The 17,858-nt window shown below is 47.7% G+C and carries 15 protein-coding genes and 1 pseudogene; 7 read left to right on the top strand and 9 right to left on the bottom strand.

Features of this window, described 5'->3' with window-relative positions:
* Positions 1-3: 3 nt before the first annotated feature.
* From J4G78_RS01050 to J4G78_RS01040, 3 genes are read left to right on the top strand one after another with little or no spacing between them, the layout of a single operon-like run.
* Positions 4-780: a TatD family hydrolase gene (locus tag J4G78_RS01050; RefSeq protein WP_207988048.1), complete on the top strand. Its 777-nt coding sequence runs from the start codon at positions 4-6 to the stop codon at positions 778-780.
* Between the two features lie 2 nt (positions 781-782).
* Positions 783-1,553: an MBL fold metallo-hydrolase gene (locus J4G78_RS01045; RefSeq protein WP_207988047.1), complete on the top strand. Its 771-nt coding sequence runs from the start codon at positions 783-785 to the stop codon at positions 1,551-1,553.
* Between the two features lie 2 nt (positions 1,554-1,555).
* Positions 1,556-2,176 (top strand): retropepsin-like aspartic protease family protein, encoded by a 621-nt coding sequence (locus J4G78_RS01040; RefSeq protein ID WP_207988046.1) that lies wholly within the window; start codon positions 1,556-1,558, stop codon positions 2,174-2,176.
* Between the two features lie 74 nt (positions 2,177-2,250).
* Here the strand turns inward: J4G78_RS01040 and J4G78_RS01035 are convergent, their stop codons facing one another.
* Together J4G78_RS01035 and J4G78_RS01030 are read right to left on the bottom strand one after the other, a co-directional pair.
* Positions 2,251-2,643: a response regulator transcription factor gene (locus J4G78_RS01035; protein WP_207988045.1), complete on the bottom strand. Its 393-nt coding sequence runs from the start codon at positions 2,641-2,643 to the stop codon at positions 2,251-2,253.
* On the bottom strand, positions 2,643-3,446 hold the full coding sequence (locus J4G78_RS01030) for a response regulator (protein ID WP_207988044.1): 804 nt from the start codon (positions 3,444-3,446) through the stop codon (positions 2,643-2,645). The genes J4G78_RS01035 and J4G78_RS01030 overlap by 1 nt, the downstream gene beginning before the upstream one ends.
* A gap of 387 nt (positions 3,447-3,833) precedes the next feature.
* Here J4G78_RS01030 and J4G78_RS01025 point away from each other — a divergent pair, with 387 nt between their 5' ends.
* From J4G78_RS01025 to mazG, 3 genes are all read left to right on the top strand, one after another.
* Complete coding sequence (locus J4G78_RS01025; protein WP_207988043.1) at positions 3,834-4,235, top strand: response regulator; 402 nt, start codon at positions 3,834-3,836, stop codon at positions 4,233-4,235.
* Positions 4,236-4,248: 13 nt separating this feature from the next.
* Positions 4,249-6,555 carry a CHASE domain-containing hybrid sensor histidine kinase/response regulator family protein gene (locus J4G78_RS01020; protein WP_207988042.1) on the top strand — a complete coding sequence of 769 codons (2,307 nt, stop codon included), beginning with the start codon at positions 4,249-4,251 and terminating at the stop codon, positions 6,553-6,555.
* Between the two features lie 107 nt (positions 6,556-6,662).
* A complete protein-coding gene (mazG, locus tag J4G78_RS01015) occupies positions 6,663-7,397 on the top strand; it encodes a nucleoside triphosphate pyrophosphohydrolase (protein WP_207988041.1) in 735 nt (244 codons plus the stop codon).
* Here the strand turns inward: mazG and hflX are convergent.
* The 7 genes and pseudogenes from hflX to dusB form a co-directional block, all read right to left on the bottom strand.
* Positions 7,394-8,689 carry a GTPase HflX gene (gene hflX / locus J4G78_RS01010; RefSeq protein WP_207988040.1) on the bottom strand — a complete coding sequence of 432 codons (1,296 nt, stop codon included), beginning with the start codon at positions 8,687-8,689 and terminating at the stop codon, positions 7,394-7,396. The two genes, mazG and hflX, sit on opposite strands and share 4 nt — an antisense overlap.
* Positions 8,686-9,204 (bottom strand): annotated as a pseudogene (gene hfq, locus J4G78_RS01005) (RNA chaperone Hfq); the annotation flags it as partial. The gene hflX and the pseudogene hfq, both read right to left, overlap by 4 nt.
* Positions 9,205-9,314: 110 nt before the next feature.
* Positions 9,315-10,697 (bottom strand): nitrogen assimilation response regulator NtrX, encoded by a 1,383-nt coding sequence (gene ntrX, locus J4G78_RS01000; protein ID WP_207988038.1) that lies wholly within the window; start codon positions 10,695-10,697, stop codon positions 9,315-9,317.
* Positions 10,698-10,708: 11 nt separating this feature from the next.
* Positions 10,709-13,033 (bottom strand): sensor histidine kinase, encoded by a 2,325-nt coding sequence (locus J4G78_RS00995; RefSeq protein ID WP_207990305.1) that lies wholly within the window; start codon positions 13,031-13,033, stop codon positions 10,709-10,711.
* A gap of 83 nt (positions 13,034-13,116) precedes the next feature.
* Positions 13,117-14,535 carry a nitrogen regulation protein NR(I) gene (gene ntrC, locus J4G78_RS00990; protein WP_207988037.1) on the bottom strand — a complete coding sequence of 473 codons (1,419 nt, stop codon included), beginning with the start codon at positions 14,533-14,535 and terminating at the stop codon, positions 13,117-13,119.
* A 4-nt stretch (positions 14,536-14,539) separates the two neighbouring features.
* Positions 14,540-15,613, bottom strand: a complete 1,074-nt coding sequence (locus J4G78_RS00985; protein WP_259371345.1) for a two-component system sensor histidine kinase NtrB — start codon at positions 15,611-15,613, stop codon at positions 14,540-14,542.
* Positions 15,613-16,608: a tRNA dihydrouridine synthase DusB gene (gene dusB / locus J4G78_RS00980; RefSeq protein WP_207988035.1), complete on the bottom strand. Its 996-nt coding sequence runs from the start codon at positions 16,606-16,608 to the stop codon at positions 15,613-15,615. The genes J4G78_RS00985 and dusB overlap by 1 nt, the downstream gene beginning before the upstream one ends.
* Before the next feature lie 79 nt (positions 16,609-16,687).
* Here dusB and J4G78_RS00975 point away from each other — a divergent pair, with 79 nt between their 5' ends.
* Positions 16,688-17,857 carry a bifunctional 2-C-methyl-D-erythritol 4-phosphate cytidylyltransferase/2-C-methyl-D-erythritol 2,4-cyclodiphosphate synthase gene (locus tag J4G78_RS00975; RefSeq protein ID WP_207988034.1) on the top strand — a complete coding sequence of 390 codons (1,170 nt, stop codon included), beginning with the start codon at positions 16,688-16,690 and terminating at the stop codon, positions 17,855-17,857.
* The last annotated feature ends 1 nt before the right edge of the window (position 17,858 follow it).

Here is a 17,858-nt window from a genome sequence, read left to right as displayed (position 1 = left end):
CGGATGCTCGTCGATAGCCACTGTCACCTAAATTATAAAGGTCTGATAGAAGAGCAGGGTGCCGTGCTCGATCGTGCGCGTGAGAGCGGTGTAACGGCCATGCTCAACATTTCAACCCGTGAAAGTGAGTGGCGTGACATTGTTGCGACTGCAGAACGCGAGAGCGATGTCTGGTCAAGCATTGGTATCCATCCTCATGAAGCGGATGCTCATCCCGATATTGATTTAGCGAAGCTTGTCAAAGAAGCGCAGCACCAACGCGTTGTTGCTATTGGGGAAACTGGCCTCGATTACTATTATGACCATAGCGACCGCGACCGTCAAAGACAGAGCTTTCGAACGCATATCCATGCTGCACGAGAAACCGGCTTACCAATCATCGTACATACCCGGGATGCGGAGGATGATACAGCGGCGATCATGACAGAAGAAATGGAGCAGGGTGCTTATACCGGCGTCATTCACTGCTTTACTGCCAGTGAAGATTTTGCCCATAAAGCATTGAATCTAGGTCTTTATATTTCGATATCTGGTATCGTAACTTTTAAAAATGCTAAGGATCTTCAAGCTACCGCTACGAAACTGCCAATAGATCGCCTGTTGGTAGAAACAGATGCACCGTTTCTCGCCCCAGTACCTCATCGCGGTAAAACCGGTGAACCTGCTTATGTGGCCGACACGGCAAAGTATCTCGCCGAACTACGTGGCGAAAATTATTCGGAACTTTGCGAGACAACCGCACAGAACTTCTATCGGTTGTTCAACAAAGCACATCCTTAACATTGTCATTGAAACTCATCATTCTGGGTTGTGGAACATCTTCAGGCGTCCCGCGGATCGGCAATGATTGGGGTGATTGTGATCCAAATGAACCGAAAAACCGGCGGACCAGAGTATCCATTATCGTGGAAAGTCCTACCACTCGTATCTTGGTTGACACATCGCCGGACTTACGCGCCCAATTTCTAGCTTGTGATATTGATGCTATAGATCATGTTATCTGGACACATGATCATGCCGATCATTGTCACGGTATCGATGACTTACGGCAAGTGTTTCAGCAGAAACGAGAGCCTATCCCGGCCTATGCTCGCTCATTTGCCCTAGAAAGTCTTAAACAGCGCTTTGCCTATGCTTTTGAAGGTCATAAATATTATCCCTCTATATGCGACGGCCGCTTGCTCGAAACCAAGACAGAAATTGGTGATATCGTTGTTAAAACCGTTGATCAACCTCATGGCGGCATTACCTCTGCAGGATTGCGTTTCGAGCATAATGAAAAATCTATTTCCTACGCGACTGACTTCGGAGAAGTGACTGAAGACATGCGAAAAATGTTCAGAGGCAGTGATATATTTGTAGTCGATGCGTTACGTGAAAAGCCGCATCCAACCCATGCCCATTTAAACATGACACGCGATTTTATAGACTCTGTAAAGCCAAGATTAAGCCTACTTACGCATATGGACAAGTCGATGGATTATAACCGGCTTTGCGCTATATTACCGAAAGATATTCAACCAGCCTACGATGGACTCGTGATAGAGATATAGAATTGACCGAAGATCAGAACATCAATCTTGTATTTGCCATCGGTGCGCTGGTTCTCGTTGCGAGTGCACTATTTTCCAGGCGCATTGGCTTGGGCGAAATTGTCCGGTCCGTTTTGAGCTGGGTCGCCATATTTGCGATCTTTATAGTCGCATTTTCTTATCAACACGAAATCGTTGGGATTTGGCACAAAGTCACCGGAGAATTGACCGGCACAAATGAACAGCAAGTTGTCGGTGACACGCTTAAGATACGTCAATCACCTGATGGTCACTATTGGGCAAATGCAGAAGTAAACGGCATGCCAGTAAGGTTTTTGATTGATAGCGGTGCTACGACAACCGCGATGACATTGAAAACGGCCCGTGCTGCCAGTATCGATATCAACGAAGGTGGTTTTCCTACATATTTGAATACAGCTAACGGAACTGTAGAGGCACAGCGTGGAACCATCCAGTCGTTGCGCGTCGGCCCAATGACAGCACTAGAATTGCCAGTGGTGGTTGCAGAAGCATTTGGCGATTCCAACGTGCTCGGAATGAATTTTCTGTCTGAAATGAAGAGTTGGCGTGTCGAAGGCAGGGAAATGATCCTAGAGCCGCCCGAGCGTGCTCGTCGTCAATGATTTAACATAATATATATTATCAACTAATTATATTGAGTTGACGACCTGATGGAAGTCAGCCGTACATAAAGGATTTAATGCGCCATGTTTCCGCCGGAACGTCCCTGTTGCAGCAATGAATCCGCTAAAAATATCAAATATTCGGGATCGAAAGGCTTTTTAATATAAGCGTCAGCGCCAGCAAACGCCGCAAGTTGCATATCTTTTTGGCTATGTCGAGCAGTCAACATAAGCACTGGTGTATGACAGAAGTCTCGATGTAGTCTGATGGCGCGCAACACTTCCATACCTGACATTTCGGGAATGGAACAATCAAGGATGATAAGTTCCGGCTGTTTAATGCTGATAGCTTGCAGCGCTGATTTCCCGTCCTCGACCACACCGACAACATGCCCTGCTGTAGCTAAAGTATCCCGGACGATTTCACTCATAATGTTGTCGTCTTCTGCATATATAATCCGGGCCATTACGCGGGCCTTCCATGTTGCGCGGTGACCATCATGTCGGCCACAGCTTTTCTGATTTTTTTCGGTCGGTCAGCCAGTTTCCAGCTGATAATTCCCTTTTCAAGCTGCCGCGCCTTGGCACCAAGCTCTGCTTCTCCGAACAGTGCAGCCGTACCAATAAGATCATGCAAATGATTACAGGTTTCTTTAAGCGCCCGATCTGAGAAGGTTCCAATTCTGACGAGACTGGCCAGGCTCGACATGGCTTGATCCCGCCTAGCAAGATAGCGGACGTCAAGGTCTTCCGACATATAACTGTCGTTATCGGCCAGAGATGAAGGAGGCAACGAGGCTTGATCAGCTACCTCCCCTGCCCGATCCGGGATCCATTTAGACAACATCTTTTGCAATTCCGGTATCATGACTGGTTTTGCAATATGATCCTGCATACCGGACGCAAAACAACAATCGACATCTTCCTTGTAAGCATTTGCAGTAATCGCCACGATTGGAAGAGATTCGCCGGATACTCCACTAGCTCGGATCATCCGGGTAGCTTCATATCCATCCATAAAAGGCATTTGAACGTCCATAAGGACCAAATCGATTGGACTGTCTGTAGAATATGCATCATCGATAACAGCTACGGCTTCTGCGCCATCCATAGCTAATTGAGTGTTATAACCCAAACTCTCGGTCATCGTTTGGATCAATATCCTGTTGACATCATGGTCTTCGACCAGAAGCAAACGCCCCTTTGATTTTTCCTCTCTGGACACTCTTAAATGATTGATGGATTGATTTTCACGCTGGTCTGTTGGCACGTTTTTATTCCTCTGAGCTTGTAGTTATGTTCTGCCTATTTTGAAATAGAACCTACCCACAGAACATCGAATTCCCCGGGCTCTTGTTCTTGTTTCTGCAATCTAGGAAAGCTTCTCCTTTTTTGGCGGTCAAACCTAATTACGGTTGATCCGTACAAAGTTAATTTCGCAACATCATAAAATCCGAAATTTCGCCAACAGACTCTTTATATTTGGCAATATACAGCCAATTTTATGCGGCTTCGCCCCATTTTCATTTTTTCTATGATTCCAACATTAATAATGTTCTGTTCGACCCGTTATTATTTCCACTTGGTTAGTCAATATCTCGATTTGATCGGAAAATAGTGATTTTGACTATGGGGGTTACGAAGAGGCATTTTTCGGATGGCACAGATTTTAATAGCAGATGATGATGCACTGATCGGGGAGGTTATATTCCATCGGTTACAAGATAAGGGGCATAACGTCGTCGTGGTCGATGATGGTGGGCGCGTCGTGGAACAAACCCTCCAAACCAAGCCTGAGATCATCATATTAGACAACCTAATGCCCGGCTTGACCGGCACCGAAATATTATCCGAACTGCAAAGAAATGCATTCACAGCGACAATTCCAGTGATCATGTTGACAGCGCAAACAGGCCGGAATCAAATGATTGAAGCCTATCGAGCTGGTGCATCCGATTATATGACGAAACCGTTCGATCCTGAAGAACTGATTGATCGCGTTGCTGGCGTAATTGGACCGTCAGTCGGTAATTCTGACTTAGAACAGCCCGCTTTGTAATTTGGTTACTTTGATGACCAATTTCATGAAGAATTTCACGCAAAATCAAACTATTGCCGTTATCGGAATTTTGACACTGATAGGGTCGGCGGCTTTGCTCGGCATCACGATCTGGGCTTGGAAAATCACTAGTGTTACTAGCTATGATCGTAACCTAGCTACCTTCGAGGCTCTGACCGCAGATAACCGTCATGCTATGCGTAGCAGGCTAGATAGTTATCGGCAAAGCCTTGATAGCGGAGCCGCATTGTTTGCGGCCTCTGAATTAGTCCCGCTCAGCAAATGGGAAGCCTTCGTAAATGTTTTGAATATTGAGGAGACCCTGCCCGGGATCAATGGGATTGGCTTTATCGTTCCAGTATTGCAAGAGGATATTGCTGCCTATCTGGAATCTGCCAAAGCAAATGGTGTAAAGAATTTGGAGGTTCATCCTCGGACCGACCGGTTAGAAATAATGTCCATTACCTATATTGAGCCGTTGGAGCCGAATAAGGAAGCTGTCGGACTAGACATTGCCTTTGAGGATCATCGCCGTGAAGCTGCTAACTATTCGCGCAACACCGGTCGCGCAACAATCACAAAACACATTGACCTGGTCCAAGACAAAACAAAAAGTGCTGGCTTTTTGCTATTGCGACCGATGTATGAAGGGGGGAAACCTCTCGAGACCGCTATTCAGAGACGTGCCGCTTTTAAGGGTTGGATATATGCACCCTTCATTGCAGCGCGCTTTATGAAGGATCTTACTACTAGCCAAGGCAAGAGTTTTGAGCTTCAGGTTTATGACGGCACGGCCCCTTTGCAGTCCGATTTAATTTTCACGAGCAATAAAAATCAAAAAATTGCGGACCGAAAATCTGAGTATCAGATTAGTCGCACTTTTCCGATGATGGAACAGAACTGGACGGTCGTTTGGAAAAGTACACCGGAATTTGAGGCTAGTGTTCGGACTCAAGAGCCGATTCTGATATTGATCGGTGGCCTCGCTTTAACTGCTGCGTTTGTTGTCATGATGGTTTTTTACGCTCGGAGGGAAACCTATGTTCGCAATGAGGTGGCAATCAAGACCGAAGCCTTGGTCACTAAAGAGCAGGAAGTTCGCGGTGCGTTGGCAAAAGCTCAACGTGCAACCGAAGCAAAATCAAAATTTCTCGCAAATATGAGTCACGAAATTCGGACGCCAATGAACGGTGTCATCGGATTTACTCAATTGCTGGACGATGGTAATCTGTGCGAAAAACAGCAACGCTATGTTCAGATGATATTGGACTCGGGCGCTGCGATGATGAACCTCTTGAACGATATTCTGGATATTTCAAAGGTGGATGCAGGCTTACTCGCAATAAATGAAGAGCCCGTTGATGTTCCCAACATTCTGAAAATTTGCATGAAGTTAATCTCGCCGACAGCAGAGACCAAAGGGTTGGAATCTATACTGGACGTTGATCCCAAAATTCCGTCATCAATTAAAACGGATGGGTTGAGATTGAGGCAGGTTGTGCTCAACCTATTGGCTAATGCCGTTAAGTTTACCGAGGTTGGGCATGTAAAGCTCGCTGTCAAATATCATCCGGCAAAAATCTTAGCTGGCGGTTTTGACCAACCTGCTGAAATGGCAATTACTGTTTCTGATACCGGGATCGGAATTGATCCTGAGCGACAAAAGGTAATTTTTGAGCCCTTTTTGCAGGCTGATGACTCTACGGCTCGCAAATATGGCGGCACTGGGCTGGGCCTAACTATCAGCAGCCAATTGGTAGAATTGATGCAAGGCCGTATATCACTGACCAGTAAATTAAATGGTGGTTCTAAGTTTACCGTTATATTGCCTGCCAAAACATATGAAGATCCTATGTCGAATGACACCAACGATTCTATTGATAGCAGAGCCAGACGGCAAGAATTCTCGACGAGAAGACTGAACATATTGGTAGCGGAGGACCACGATGTGAACCAGTTATTGCTTAGGGAAATGCTAGCAAAACTGGACTGTGATCTCATGTTAGCCAGCGACGGCGCCGAAGCGGTGGCAGAAGCACGAGCCGCAGAAACCCAGAAACGACCGTTTGATCTTGTGTTAATGGATATTCAGATGCCCAACATGGATGGATTGAAGGCTACAAAAGCAATACGGCGCCACGGGATCACTGCAGCCCAGTTGCCAATCATTGCATTGACCGCAAACGCTTATGCTCAAGACGTAGAGAATTGTTTCGAAGCCGGAATGCAGGCCCATCTCGCCAAACCTTTTTCTATAACCGAGTTGAAGGATATTTTAGAGATATGGGGAACGGATTACCAAGAAGCTGAAGCGGCCTAATTTTGTCTTTGTCCGGGCCAAAAAGCGTCCTGAGTGCAGTGCATTGGCATAGCTGATGATAAGCGATAGGAAGTACTTCCTATATTGATGCAGGGATGAACAAGATAATGATTACACCGCTTCTCGAAGTCATGCGGCGCTTACGCGATCCAGAGACCGGATGCGAGTGGGATACTGTCCAGACCTTCGAAACTATTTCTCCTTACACAATCGAAGAAGCCTACGAAGTTGCTGACGCGATCCAGCGCAAAGACATGGGCGCGTTAAAAGATGAATTGGGCGACCTGCTTCTGCAAGTCGTCTTTCATAGTCAAATAGCATCGGATGAAGGCCATTTCTCGTTTGAAGATGTGGTCAACGCCATATGTGAAAAAATGATCCGCAGACATCCACACATTTTTAGTGAGACTAAGGAAACTCCCGGCTGGGAACAGATAAAAGCAGAAGAACGAGCAAAGACGGGAAACTTGAGCGCTTTAGATGGCGTGGCATTGGCCCTCCCTGCCCTATCACGCGCGCAAAAAATACAAAAACGAGCCGCACGTGTTGGTTTTGATTGGCCCGATAAAGCGCCGGTTAAAGCAAAACTGTTAGAAGAGCTTGGTGAAGTGGAACAGGCTGTCAGCCAAGAAGATATTCACGAGGAAATTGGCGATTTGCTCTTTTCGGCCGTTAACCTCGCACGGCATTATGGAGTTGATGCAGAACAAGCACTTGTAGATGCCACTGGAAAGTTCTCGCTACGGTTCAACAAAGTCGAAAAATCGGTTGGCCAAGATATGAAAGACATGTCGATAGATGAACTAGAAGAAGAATGGCAAAGGGTAAAATCTTCGCTCTAAAGGGCGTGAAAGCGACCCCAATTTCGACTGGACATTTGTACAGCTAGCACCAAATCATCATTGGCCTGTTCGGATTCCAGAACCCGGCCATGCTCATGCAACCACGCCAGCCTTTTTCCATCAGATACCGGTAGTGTAACCCTCTCAACATTATGATTCCGAGATAAATTTTCCGTCACCATTTCTATGAGTCCGTCGATACCTTGCCCCGTGGCGGCTGATATCAAACAAACATTATGAGGAATGTGTTCCGGCAATTGAATAACGTCCGGATCGTCCACGTCAATTAGGTCGATCTTGTTCCAAGCTTCAATGATCGGAGCGCCCTCCCCATCTTGCAACTCCACTCCCAACTCCCGTAAGATTTGCTCTACATCACTTGCCTGCCCATCACTAGAAGAATGAGAAATGTCTCTGACGTGGATAATTACGTCTGCTGCTGTGACTTCTTCCAGCGTTGCACGAAAGGCCGCAACCAATTGCGTAGGGAGGTCAGACACAAAACCTACAGTGTCGGACATTATGGCTTTGTCGTAGCCTGGCAAAGGAAACTGGCGCATCGTCGGGTCCAGAGTTGCGAAGAGTAGATCTTCAGCGAATACGTCCGCACCAGTCAAGCGATTGAAAAGTGTCGATTTTCCGGCATTAGTATAGCCAACAAGTGCGATTACAGGCCATGGTGCTTTCTGACGTCTGGAACGATGCAAGGTTCGGGTCTTTCTTAAGTGTGAAAGATCCTTACGCAGTTTAGCCATACGATCACGGATCATCCGGCGATCAGATTCGATCTGAGTTTCACCTGGACCGCCCAGAAAACCGAAACCACCACGCTGGCGCTCCAAGTGTGTCCAGCTGCGGACCAAGCGCCCAGCTTGATAATCCAGGTGAGCTAATTCTACTTGCAAGCGTCCTTCCGCAGTCGCTGCTCTAGCGCCAAAAATCTCTAAAATGAGACCTGTGCGATCAATCACTTTAACCTTTAGTTCTTCCTCAAGATTACGTTGTTGGATCGCACTTAAGGTGCCGTCGACAATCAATATATTGGCATCTTCCTGAACCAATATCGTCTTGATCTGTCCAACCTGACCCGAACCAAATAATGTCCCCGGCTTTGGGGCACGAACCGTGAAATACCTCGCAGATGTGGCTTCGAGACCGATTGCCAATGCAAGACCCACGGCCTCTTCTAGTCGGTATTCCAAAGCATTTTGATTCAGCGCTCCCAAGTCAGGATGAACAATGACCGCTTGATCGTTTCTCCCGTCCAGTTCGTTTTTTTCAAATGGAATCAATGGGAGCCTTCATCGGTATTGTTGTAATCAGCCAGATTAATCGCGCCGTCAGGCTGAATTGTAGAAATTGCGTGTTTATAGACCAGTTGGGCTAAACCTTCTCGTTCCAGCAATATACAAAACAAATCATAAGCTGCCACTTCGCCCTGTAGCATCACGCCATTAACGAGAAACATCGTAACAGGGTCGTTGCTATCACGTACAGCCGTCAGGAACACTTCCTGCAGCACGCCATTTTTCGCTTTCGCTCGTTCCATAAGATCAGAAAATGCCTGCATATCGAGACTTTGTGATGGCATGATCGTAGAAATGGCATGCTTATAAACCAATTGTGATTGACCATCGCGGCGCAGCAAAACCGAGAAATTGTCAAACCATGTGACAATACCCTGCAACTTGACGCCTTTTACCAAAAACATAGTTACGGGCATTTTCGATTTACGGAGAGAATTTAAGAAGAGGTCTTGCAAATTATTTGATTTATCGGTCATTTTTGACTTCCGGTTTTTGGCGGTTCGATGACCGCAGACAGGGGTTTAAGATGCGGCCTTACTAATTGGGGGAGCCGCATTACAGACATATATGGATTTGATGCTGATGCTACAACAGCAATTAGATAAACCCGCTATTCGACGCTTTGCTTCTTTTTCGCTGCAAGCCCCAGAATTTTGAGCTTTCGATGTAAAGCAGAGCGCTCCATCCCGATAAAATTGGCGGTTTTCGATATATTTCCGGAAAACCTTCTGATCTGAACTTTTAGATATTCTCGCTCAAAACTCTCTCTTGCCTCGCGTAGAGGGGAGCCCATCAAAGATGCAACCCCTTGATCCAGATCATCATCATTGCCCAATATCTCGGGCGGCAACATCTCGATTTCGATTTTACTAAAATTATCTTTTGGCGCTAATATGATCGTCCGTTCGATAACATTGCGCAACTGACGGACGTTACCCGGCCAATCGCAAGCCTGCAGTGCTGCCATGGCTTCTGTAGAAATTTCCGGTGGATTCAAACGTTGATCAGCGGCAAAACGGGCTGAGTAATGTTCTACCAATGTGGGGATATCTTCCCGGCGTTGATTGAGTGGCGGCAATTCGACAGGCACCACATTCAACCGATAAAAAAGGTCTTCCCGAAAACGTTTTTCCTGGATTTCTTCGTCCAGATTCCGCGACGTTGCGGATACAACCCGAACATCTACCTTGACCCGCTGGGTTCCGCCGAGACGAACGAAACTCTGCTCGGTCAAAACGCGAAGAATCTTACCCTGTGTGTCCAGTGGCATGTCGGCTACCTCGTCGATAAACAATGTACCGCCATGGGCCTCCTCAAGCAGTCCGATTTTTTCGACAACACCGCTTTTCTCTGTTCCGAACAACTCTTCTTCAACGCTTTCCGGCGAAAGCCGAGCAGCACTGATGGTCACGAACGGAGCGTTGGCCCGTGTGCTCCAATTGTGCATCAGGCGTCCCGCGACTTCCTTGCCAACACCCGCCGGCCCCGAAATCAATAAGCGACTGCCAGTCCCGGCAACGCGTTTGAGAGTTGCGCGCACGGCATTCACCGCCGCGCTATTGCCGGTGAGCTCATCAGCAAAGCCGACGCGCGCCTTCAGTATCTCATTCTCACGACGCAAGCTTTCCGTCTCGGTGGCTCTTGCCACCAAGTGCATAAGATGTTCTGCTTCAAACGGCTTTTCGATAAAATCAACGGCACCCTGAGAAATAGCTGCCACAGCCGTATCGATATTTCCATGTCCGGAAATCACAATAACGGGCAGTTTAGCATCGATTTTCTTGATTTCGGTCAGAAGCTCAAGCCCATCTAAACGAGACCCCCTTAACCAAACATCGAGCAATACGAGAGACGGTTTCCGCTCTTTGACGGCTGCGAGTGCTGAATCACTATCTCCTGCTACTCGGGTTTCGTAGCCATCGTCTTCCAAAACACCGGATATTAATTCACGAATGTCGGGCTCATCATCAACGATCAAGATATCTAATGCCATATTTTCGACCTCTAAATTGGGGGTAATTTATCTGTTTGCGGACGTTTTACGTCGTCTGTTTCGATCCGCTGTTTGAGTTGATCTACGGACTGGCCATCTTCAGAGAAGTTATCAGCCAAACGTTCCAGCTTTTTGGGGTTAAGTAATATAGTCACCCGTGTACCGCTGCCATCCTCGGGTGGGCAAGAGTCTGCGAAGGCTATCGTTCCAAAATGTTCTTCGACAATTTTCTTCACAATCGCCAAACCGAGCCCAGTACCCTTGTCTCGCGTTGTCATGTACGGCTCGACAATACGCTCTCGTTCGGCAGGAAGCCCAATCCCATTGTCATCCAGTTGGATTTCAATATCGTCTTCATATCGATGGACCGACATGACTATCTCGCCATCTTCTTTTGCAAAATCAGCATTACCTTCTGCTTTCTGCTCAATCGCTTCAACGGCATTTTTTACAATGTTTGTGAGCGCCTGCCCCAACTGCCTACGATCGCAAACCAGAGATGTTTGCGGATCATCTGCGTCAAACCGGAACTGAATCTTGGGATGCGCGACTTCTTGCAAAAAAATCGCCTGTTTCACGATGTCGGTTAGATTTTCTTCTCTGAAAACCGGTTTTGGCATCCGCGCAAATGAAGAAAACTCATCAACAATATTTCGTAGGTCGCCGACTTGACGAACAATTGTACCTGTCAGTTGGGAGAATATCGGTGCACCTTCATCAATGTTTTTACCAAAGCGTCGCTGTAACCGTTCAGCCGCCAGCTGGATGGGAGTAAGCGGATTCTTAATCTCATGTGCAATCCGACGAGCCACATCTGACCAAGCCGCACGGCGCTGATCCAGAAGCCGTTGCGTGATATCTTCAAAAGTAATCACATGCCCCGATGGTCCGCTAACGATTTTCACCTCCAGTGTGCGAATTTCACTACCGGTCGAAAACTGGATAATCGAATTTTCAACGCCTTCCTCAATCAGCGCCGTAAATTCAGGCGCGACTTCTGAAATCTGTGACTCCAGAAGATTCTCATTCTGCCTCGCGAGGAGAGCTTGAGCTCTCGAATTAACCAAGCTAACTCGCCCTGATTTATCCAGGCTGATTATGCCAGCTGTCACGGATTCAAGCACCGTTTCGATAAAGGCCCTGCGGCTACCCAATTGCTCGTTGGCTGTAAGCAAGGCCAAGGTCTGGGTCTCTAGTCGCTCTGTCATCCTGTTAAACGCTCTGCCTAACGTGCCTATTTCGTCCTTCTCGAACGGCGACGGTACGCGGGTCGCCAAGTCGCCTTCCGTAATTCTTTTGGCAGCGTGGACTAGTTCTCCCACCGGCCTAACCATTCGATCAGCAACCGCCAGTGCAATCCATAGGGCCAGCCCGACGATAAACAGCGAAACCACAAACAGAGCAATATTAAATTGTAATTGCAGGCTTCGCGATCGGGTGAACAAATTGTCGTAATCTTCAAGAACTGACTGCGCGCGCTCCCATTGACTAAGCGCCAACATGTCTGAATCACGGCCTGCATAGAGAAAAACCTGCGATTCCAAATCGAGCAGAGTTACGGCTTCGATCTTGTTAGCTTTGGCTGTGACAACATAGCTTTCGCCAGCCATCAACTGCTCAATCACTTCTTCAGTAATTTTAGTATCTTCATCGCCGCTATCCGGATTAACAGCTGCGGCCGTCCGGGCTACACCATCATCGCCATATTGAATAATCGCGGATTCGTTCAGTTTGCGGTTTAAAACCTGATAAGAATAATTTTCAGCAAATTCTGGATGGTTGATGCCTTTCTCAGCTAAAAAGCTACGCAAATCACCTGCCATCGTAATCGTTTCAAGGCCGACATCCCGGCGGTTTTGATCATAATATCCACGCGCCAAGTTGTTCGCATTTTCGAGCATACCGCGCGCACGATCAGAAAACCAAAATTCAACACCATATTGAAAGAGCAAGGATGCAAAAATCACCACCAGCAGCATTGGCACACTGGCTACCAAAGAGAATAGTGCTACTAGCCGTACATGGAGACGTCCACTGCTCCCCACTGCTGATTTTGCCGCCCTTCCCTTCGCGATGCGGCGGCCGAGCAAAACCAACAGAATAATTGCGGGAATTAGATTTGCGACAAGCAATGCGGCAGTCAGCGGCGGAGAAATAAAGTCAGTCCGGCCCGACTGAGAACTTAACAGCATATAGCTGCCGGCTGCCATGGCGAGAAACAAAAGTATCACGCCCCACTCTACTCTCTTCATCGCTTTATTGTCTTCTGCGAGAAGCGACAAACGCCTGAGCCAAGCCGGAGATCGCTTTTCAAGAGGAGGTTGAGGAGCATTCATTGTGGTCTTGATACAACAGATTCGTTGTAAAAACAGCACTAATGACGCAAAAATGTCACGCTTGGGCGTGTGGAGGAATCAGTCTATCGTGATCGTACCGGATCGATATCATATTCGGTGAGCTTTTTTCTCAAGGTGTTCCGATTAATACCGAGCATCGTGGCCGCCTTAATCTGATTACCATTTGCCTTGCGCAAAACCTCTTCCAACATAGGCCGTTCAAACTTTTCTAGTGCTCTGACATATAAGGAATGCCCCTGTCCCTTATCCGACATCAAATCACCGATAATGGACTTCACGATATCTGGAAAACCGGACCCTGATATTTGGCCCTGCTCTTCGTTGTGCTCGGCCTGCAAAATCTGTCTTATGGCGGCTTCAGATAACTCTTCTTCCCGAGCAGTAACGACAAGCCGGTAAATAAGATTTTTCAACTCTCTGACATTTCCGCGCCAACTATGGCGAGAGAGCAACTCCATGCCATCGGTTGTTACAGCCTTTTTTGGTAAGCCTTCTGATACAGCAAGGTTAAGGAAATGATTGGCCAAAGCTGGGACGTCACTGGCCCGATCGCGTAGCGGTGGTAGTTCTATCGGAACAACGTTAATCCGGTAGTATAAATCTTCACGGAATTTGCCCTCTTCGATCAGATTGACGAAATCCTGATTGGTAGCTGCAATGATCCGGACATCAAGCTTGATCAACCCTTTGCCGCCCACTCGGTTTATCTCGCCGGATTGCAGCGCACGCAACAGTCTAGTCTGCGCATGCATTGGCATATCGCCAATCTCGTCCAGAAAAAGGGTGCCGCCCTGCGCCTGTTCAAATTTGCCCGCCGCGCTGCTCACCGCCCCGGTAAACGCTCCTTTTTCATGTCCGAACAATTCTGCCTCGATCAAATCGGTTGGAATCGCGGCCATATTAACGGCGATAAACGGTCCGGCTTTGCGATGGCCTAAAGTGTGTATGGCTTCAGCGACCAATTCTTTGCCAGTACCAGATTCACCCAAAATGAGCACCGAAAGATCATTGCGCAAAAGCCTTGCAATCATTCGATAAACTTCTTGCATCGCTGGACTACGCCCCACCAGCGGAAGATTATCTTCCTCCAAATTTTCCGTCGACAATCCAGCGCTACGCGGTTTCATCGCTTGCTGCACAACTTCAACCAATTCATCTAGGTCAAAGGGCTTAGGGAAATATTCAAACGCGCCAGTTTCGGAGGCGCGGACTGCAGTATTCAGAGTATTTTGAGCTGATATTACGATAATGGGCAGGCTTGGATCTCTTACTTTCACAGCATCCAAGGTAGCAATTCCGTCGTCTTCGCCCAAACCCACATCTGTAATTAGAAGATCATATTTACCACTAGCTAGCAGCGCATCCCTGTCTTCGACAGATTTACAACTATCTACTGCCATGCCTTCAGCCTTCAATGCGGTAGAGATAATATGACTGACTGACGGATCGTCTTCAACCAACAAAACCGTTTGCTTATCCATCGAACTACCCTCTTTCCGCTACGGGTAAAAACAGAATGAACTGGGTATTCTTTGCGCCACTAGCCCGTTTATATCTTACCCTTCCGTTCATATCGTTTATCAATTTCCTAACAAGCGCCAAACCAAGACCCTGTCCGTCTCTTTTGGTCGATACAAACGGTGAAAAAATATCCTGCTCAAGTTCGGGGGGCACTCCAGGACCATTGTCTCTCACAATGATTTCAACTGGCAATCGAACGATTTGATCGGAACCATGAACCGACAGGGATGCGCCGAAACTATAGCGAGTGATGACTTGAATATCCCGATTATCAAGCTTCTTTGTGGCGTCTACGGCATTGGACAATAGGTTGGTCAAAACCTGCAGCATCGCGTCTGGATCAACCAAAACCTCTGGCAAGGAGGGGTCGAATTGGTCCGTTATCTTAAGATCGCCATTATGCGCAGTTTCGATCGACTTTCTAGCCCGGTCAATCAAAGAATGCACATTTGCGGGCTCCACTTTGGCGGGTTGTTTGGTCGAAAGGCTCTGCATTCGGTCGAGTAAATTCGCGATCCGTTCAACCTCTCCTTTGATCATGTGAGTCAAAGGCCTTTGGTCATCGCTCAGGGAACGATCGAGAAGTTGTGCTGCACCTTTAATTGCCGCCAAAGGGTTTTTAATCTCATGTCCCAATATATCAGGTGCTCGTACTGAGAACTGTTCTTGTTCGCTCGACCGTCTTTCTATAACCGGTCCATCTGCAGGAAGTGGCGCAATTGAGACGATCCGCCAACGTTGATCGGACGGTATAGTGTGAATATCAAAATTCACTAAACCGCCTTCTTGCCCCTTTACGATAACAGGAACGCGTCGAGCAGCGACATTTGCTTCCCTGTTCAGCAAGGCTTTGGCCAAACGCTCATCCTGAAACTGAATTTGATCTGCAACATGCGCACCAATTAAATGTCTGGCGCTTTGCCCAAGAAAATTTTCAGCGACCGGATTTACCTTTGCAATCTGGTGGTTCTCATCGATAATCAGCAAAGCATCTGGCAAACCAGCAAAAATCTGTTCTGCCGACGGCAAGTCCGCCATTAGGCCGCAGCTTTTTCGAGCCAAGGCGTATAAAAATCCCGCAACATGACGAGCACTTTGGTCGCGTCCATTTCTTTATTGGCTTGATTACGAAAATCTGCGGACCCTGGCAGCCCCTTAGTGTACCAACCAATATGCTTACGCGCGACTTTGACACCAATATCTTCCCCGTAAAGGTCCAGCATCGCGCGATAATGTTCTTCCAAAACTGCATATTGGGACTGTAGATCGGGGTCAGGCAACGTTGTTCCATGCTCAAACCAGTGCATCACTTGTCCTAACAACCAAGGTTTTCCATAAGCGCCTCGCCCGATCATCAGGCCATCCGCCCCGCTCTCCGTCAAAGCGCGTTCACAATCTTCGATTGTGCAAATATCACCGTTTACAATAACAGGTACAGACACAGCATCTTTTACTTGCCGTACAAAAGTCCAATCAGCGCTGCCTTTATACATCTGGCATCGTGTACGACCGTGAACAGTGATCATCTTTGCGCCAAGATCTTCTGCTATATGAGCAAGTTCTGGAGCATTTAGGCTGTTGTGGTCCCAGCCCATCCGCATTTTTACCGTCACCGGTACGTTCACAGCTTTAACGGTCGCTTTGATAAGAGCTGCAGCCAATGGCAAATCTCGCATCAATGCAGAGCCTGCATCGCCGTTTACCACTTTTTTTACTGGGCAGCCCATGTTGATATCGATAATTTGCGCGCCGCGATCTTCATTTAATTTTGCCGCTTCGGCCATCGCGTCTGGCGAGCAACCAGCCAGCTGCATTGACACTGGTTCTTCACTGGGATCCCATGCGCATTTTTGCAACGACTGGCGCGTTTCACGGATCATTGCTTGGCTCGCAATCATTTCGGTCACATTCAAACCGGACCCGAAGCGACGCACCAATTTACGAAACGGCAGATCGGTCACACCGGTCATTGGTGCCAACAACACTGGGCTGTTGATCGTTATATTATCAATCGATATGGGTTCTAATGTCATGTCTACTGCCTAAAATTTAAGCAGCCTTTATCGTCAAAGCGGCTGGCAGGCAAGAAGGGACTGGGCTAGATCACTTGGAATGACTGATTCTGTTGCGCAAACCCCTCAAAATCATGCTTTGATCGTCGCTGCTGGCCGAGGTGAACGGTCTGGTTTGGGGCTACCCAAACAATATGCTCTTATACGAGGCCTCCCCATGGTGCGGCACAGCGCGGTCAAGTTTCTGGAGCATCCAGATATTTCCAAGCTTTGGGTAGTTATCCAAGCTGGCCAAGAAGACCAGCTACTCGATGCATTGGAGGAATTGAATAACTATGAAATTGTTATGGGCGGCGCTACGCGTCAAGACAGTGTCAAAAATGGTTTGTCAGCGATCGCCGCAGCTGGCGGTGCAAAAAACGTCCTGATTCACGATGCCGCGCGCCCTTTTTTATCACAAATGATGATTGATAGGCTACTTGCATCTCTGGAGCACGAAAGCGGGGTGATCCCAGTCCTCCCTGTAGTAGATACAACGATAAATATTATAGATAGATATTTGGAACAGGCACTGGATAGAGACGCGCTTTGGCGCGTACAAACTCCGCAAGCTTTTAACTTCAATAAGCTGCTAAAAGCCCATGACCTATCGTCCGCAGAGTTTGATGCAACTGACGACGCGCAAATTTTCAAGGCTGCAGGAAATCAGGTAGCTATTGTTGAAGGCGATGAAGCGTTGAAAAAATACACTACAGCCGCCGACTTTGACCAACTATCGGAAAAAAATATGATCCAAATACGCACTGGGACGGGCTTCGATGTCCACCAACTGGCTGCTGGTGAAGAATTATGGTTAGGCGGTCTGAAGATTGCTCATGACAAAGGACTTGCGGGGCATAGCGATGCTGATGTGCTACTCCATGCTTTGACTGATGCTTTGCTCGGCGCCGCTGGCGCAGGCGACATTGGCGATCATTTTCCGCCTTCAGATCCGAAATGGCGCGGCGCGTCATCCGACAAATTCGTCGAATTCGCGGTATCAGTCATTAAACAGAAAGGTGGCGCCATCAATAACGTCGACATGACTGTGATTTGCGAAGCACCTAAAATCAAACCACACCGAGAAGCAATGCGGCAGAATATCGCAAATATGCTTGGCCTTCCGACCGAGCAAGTCAGTGTGAAGGCCACCACAACCGAACAACTGGGCTTCACTGGCCGCGGCGAAGGTATTGCGGCTCAGGCAGTTGCAACAATATCAATGGAGTAAG

This window comes from Parasphingorhabdus cellanae, assembly GCF_017498565.1.
GTDB lineage: Bacteria > Pseudomonadota > Alphaproteobacteria > Sphingomonadales > Sphingomonadaceae > Parasphingorhabdus > Parasphingorhabdus cellanae.
The sequence above is the reverse complement of the archived record's forward strand: the minus strand, read 5'-3'. Positions and strand labels throughout refer to the sequence as shown.

Excerpts from the sequence above, each read along its gene's own strand:
- J4G78_RS00995 (WP_207990305.1), bottom strand. The coding sequence starts at position 13,033 with ATGAATGCTCCTCAACCTCCTCTTGAAAAGCGATCTCCGGCTTGGCTC.
- J4G78_RS01020 (WP_207988042.1), top strand. The coding sequence starts at position 4,249 with ATGACCAATTTCATGAAGAATTTCACGCAAAATCAAACTATTGCCGTT.
- dusB (WP_207988035.1), bottom strand. The coding sequence starts at position 16,608 with ATGACATTAGAACCCATATCGATTGATAATATAACGATCAACAGCCCA.
- J4G78_RS01035 (WP_207988045.1), bottom strand. The coding sequence starts at position 2,643 with ATGGCCCGGATTATATATGCAGAAGACGACAACATTATGAGTGAAATC.
- J4G78_RS00985 (WP_259371345.1), bottom strand. The coding sequence starts at position 15,613 with ATGGCGGACTTGCCGTCGGCAGAACAGATTTTTGCTGGTTTGCCAGAT.
- J4G78_RS01025 (WP_207988043.1), top strand. The coding sequence starts at position 3,834 with ATGGCACAGATTTTAATAGCAGATGATGATGCACTGATCGGGGAGGTT.
- J4G78_RS00975 (WP_207988034.1), top strand. The coding sequence starts at position 16,688 with ATGACTGATTCTGTTGCGCAAACCCCTCAAAATCATGCTTTGATCGTC.
- ntrC (WP_207988037.1), bottom strand. The coding sequence starts at position 14,535 with ATGGATAAGCAAACGGTTTTGTTGGTTGAAGACGATCCGTCAGTCAGT.
- mazG (WP_207988041.1), top strand. The coding sequence starts at position 6,663 with ATGATTACACCGCTTCTCGAAGTCATGCGGCGCTTACGCGATCCAGAG.
- ntrX (WP_207988038.1), bottom strand. The coding sequence starts at position 10,697 with ATGGCATTAGATATCTTGATCGTTGATGATGAGCCCGACATTCGTGAA.
- J4G78_RS01050 (WP_207988048.1), top strand. The coding sequence starts at position 4 with ATGCTCGTCGATAGCCACTGTCACCTAAATTATAAAGGTCTGATAGAA.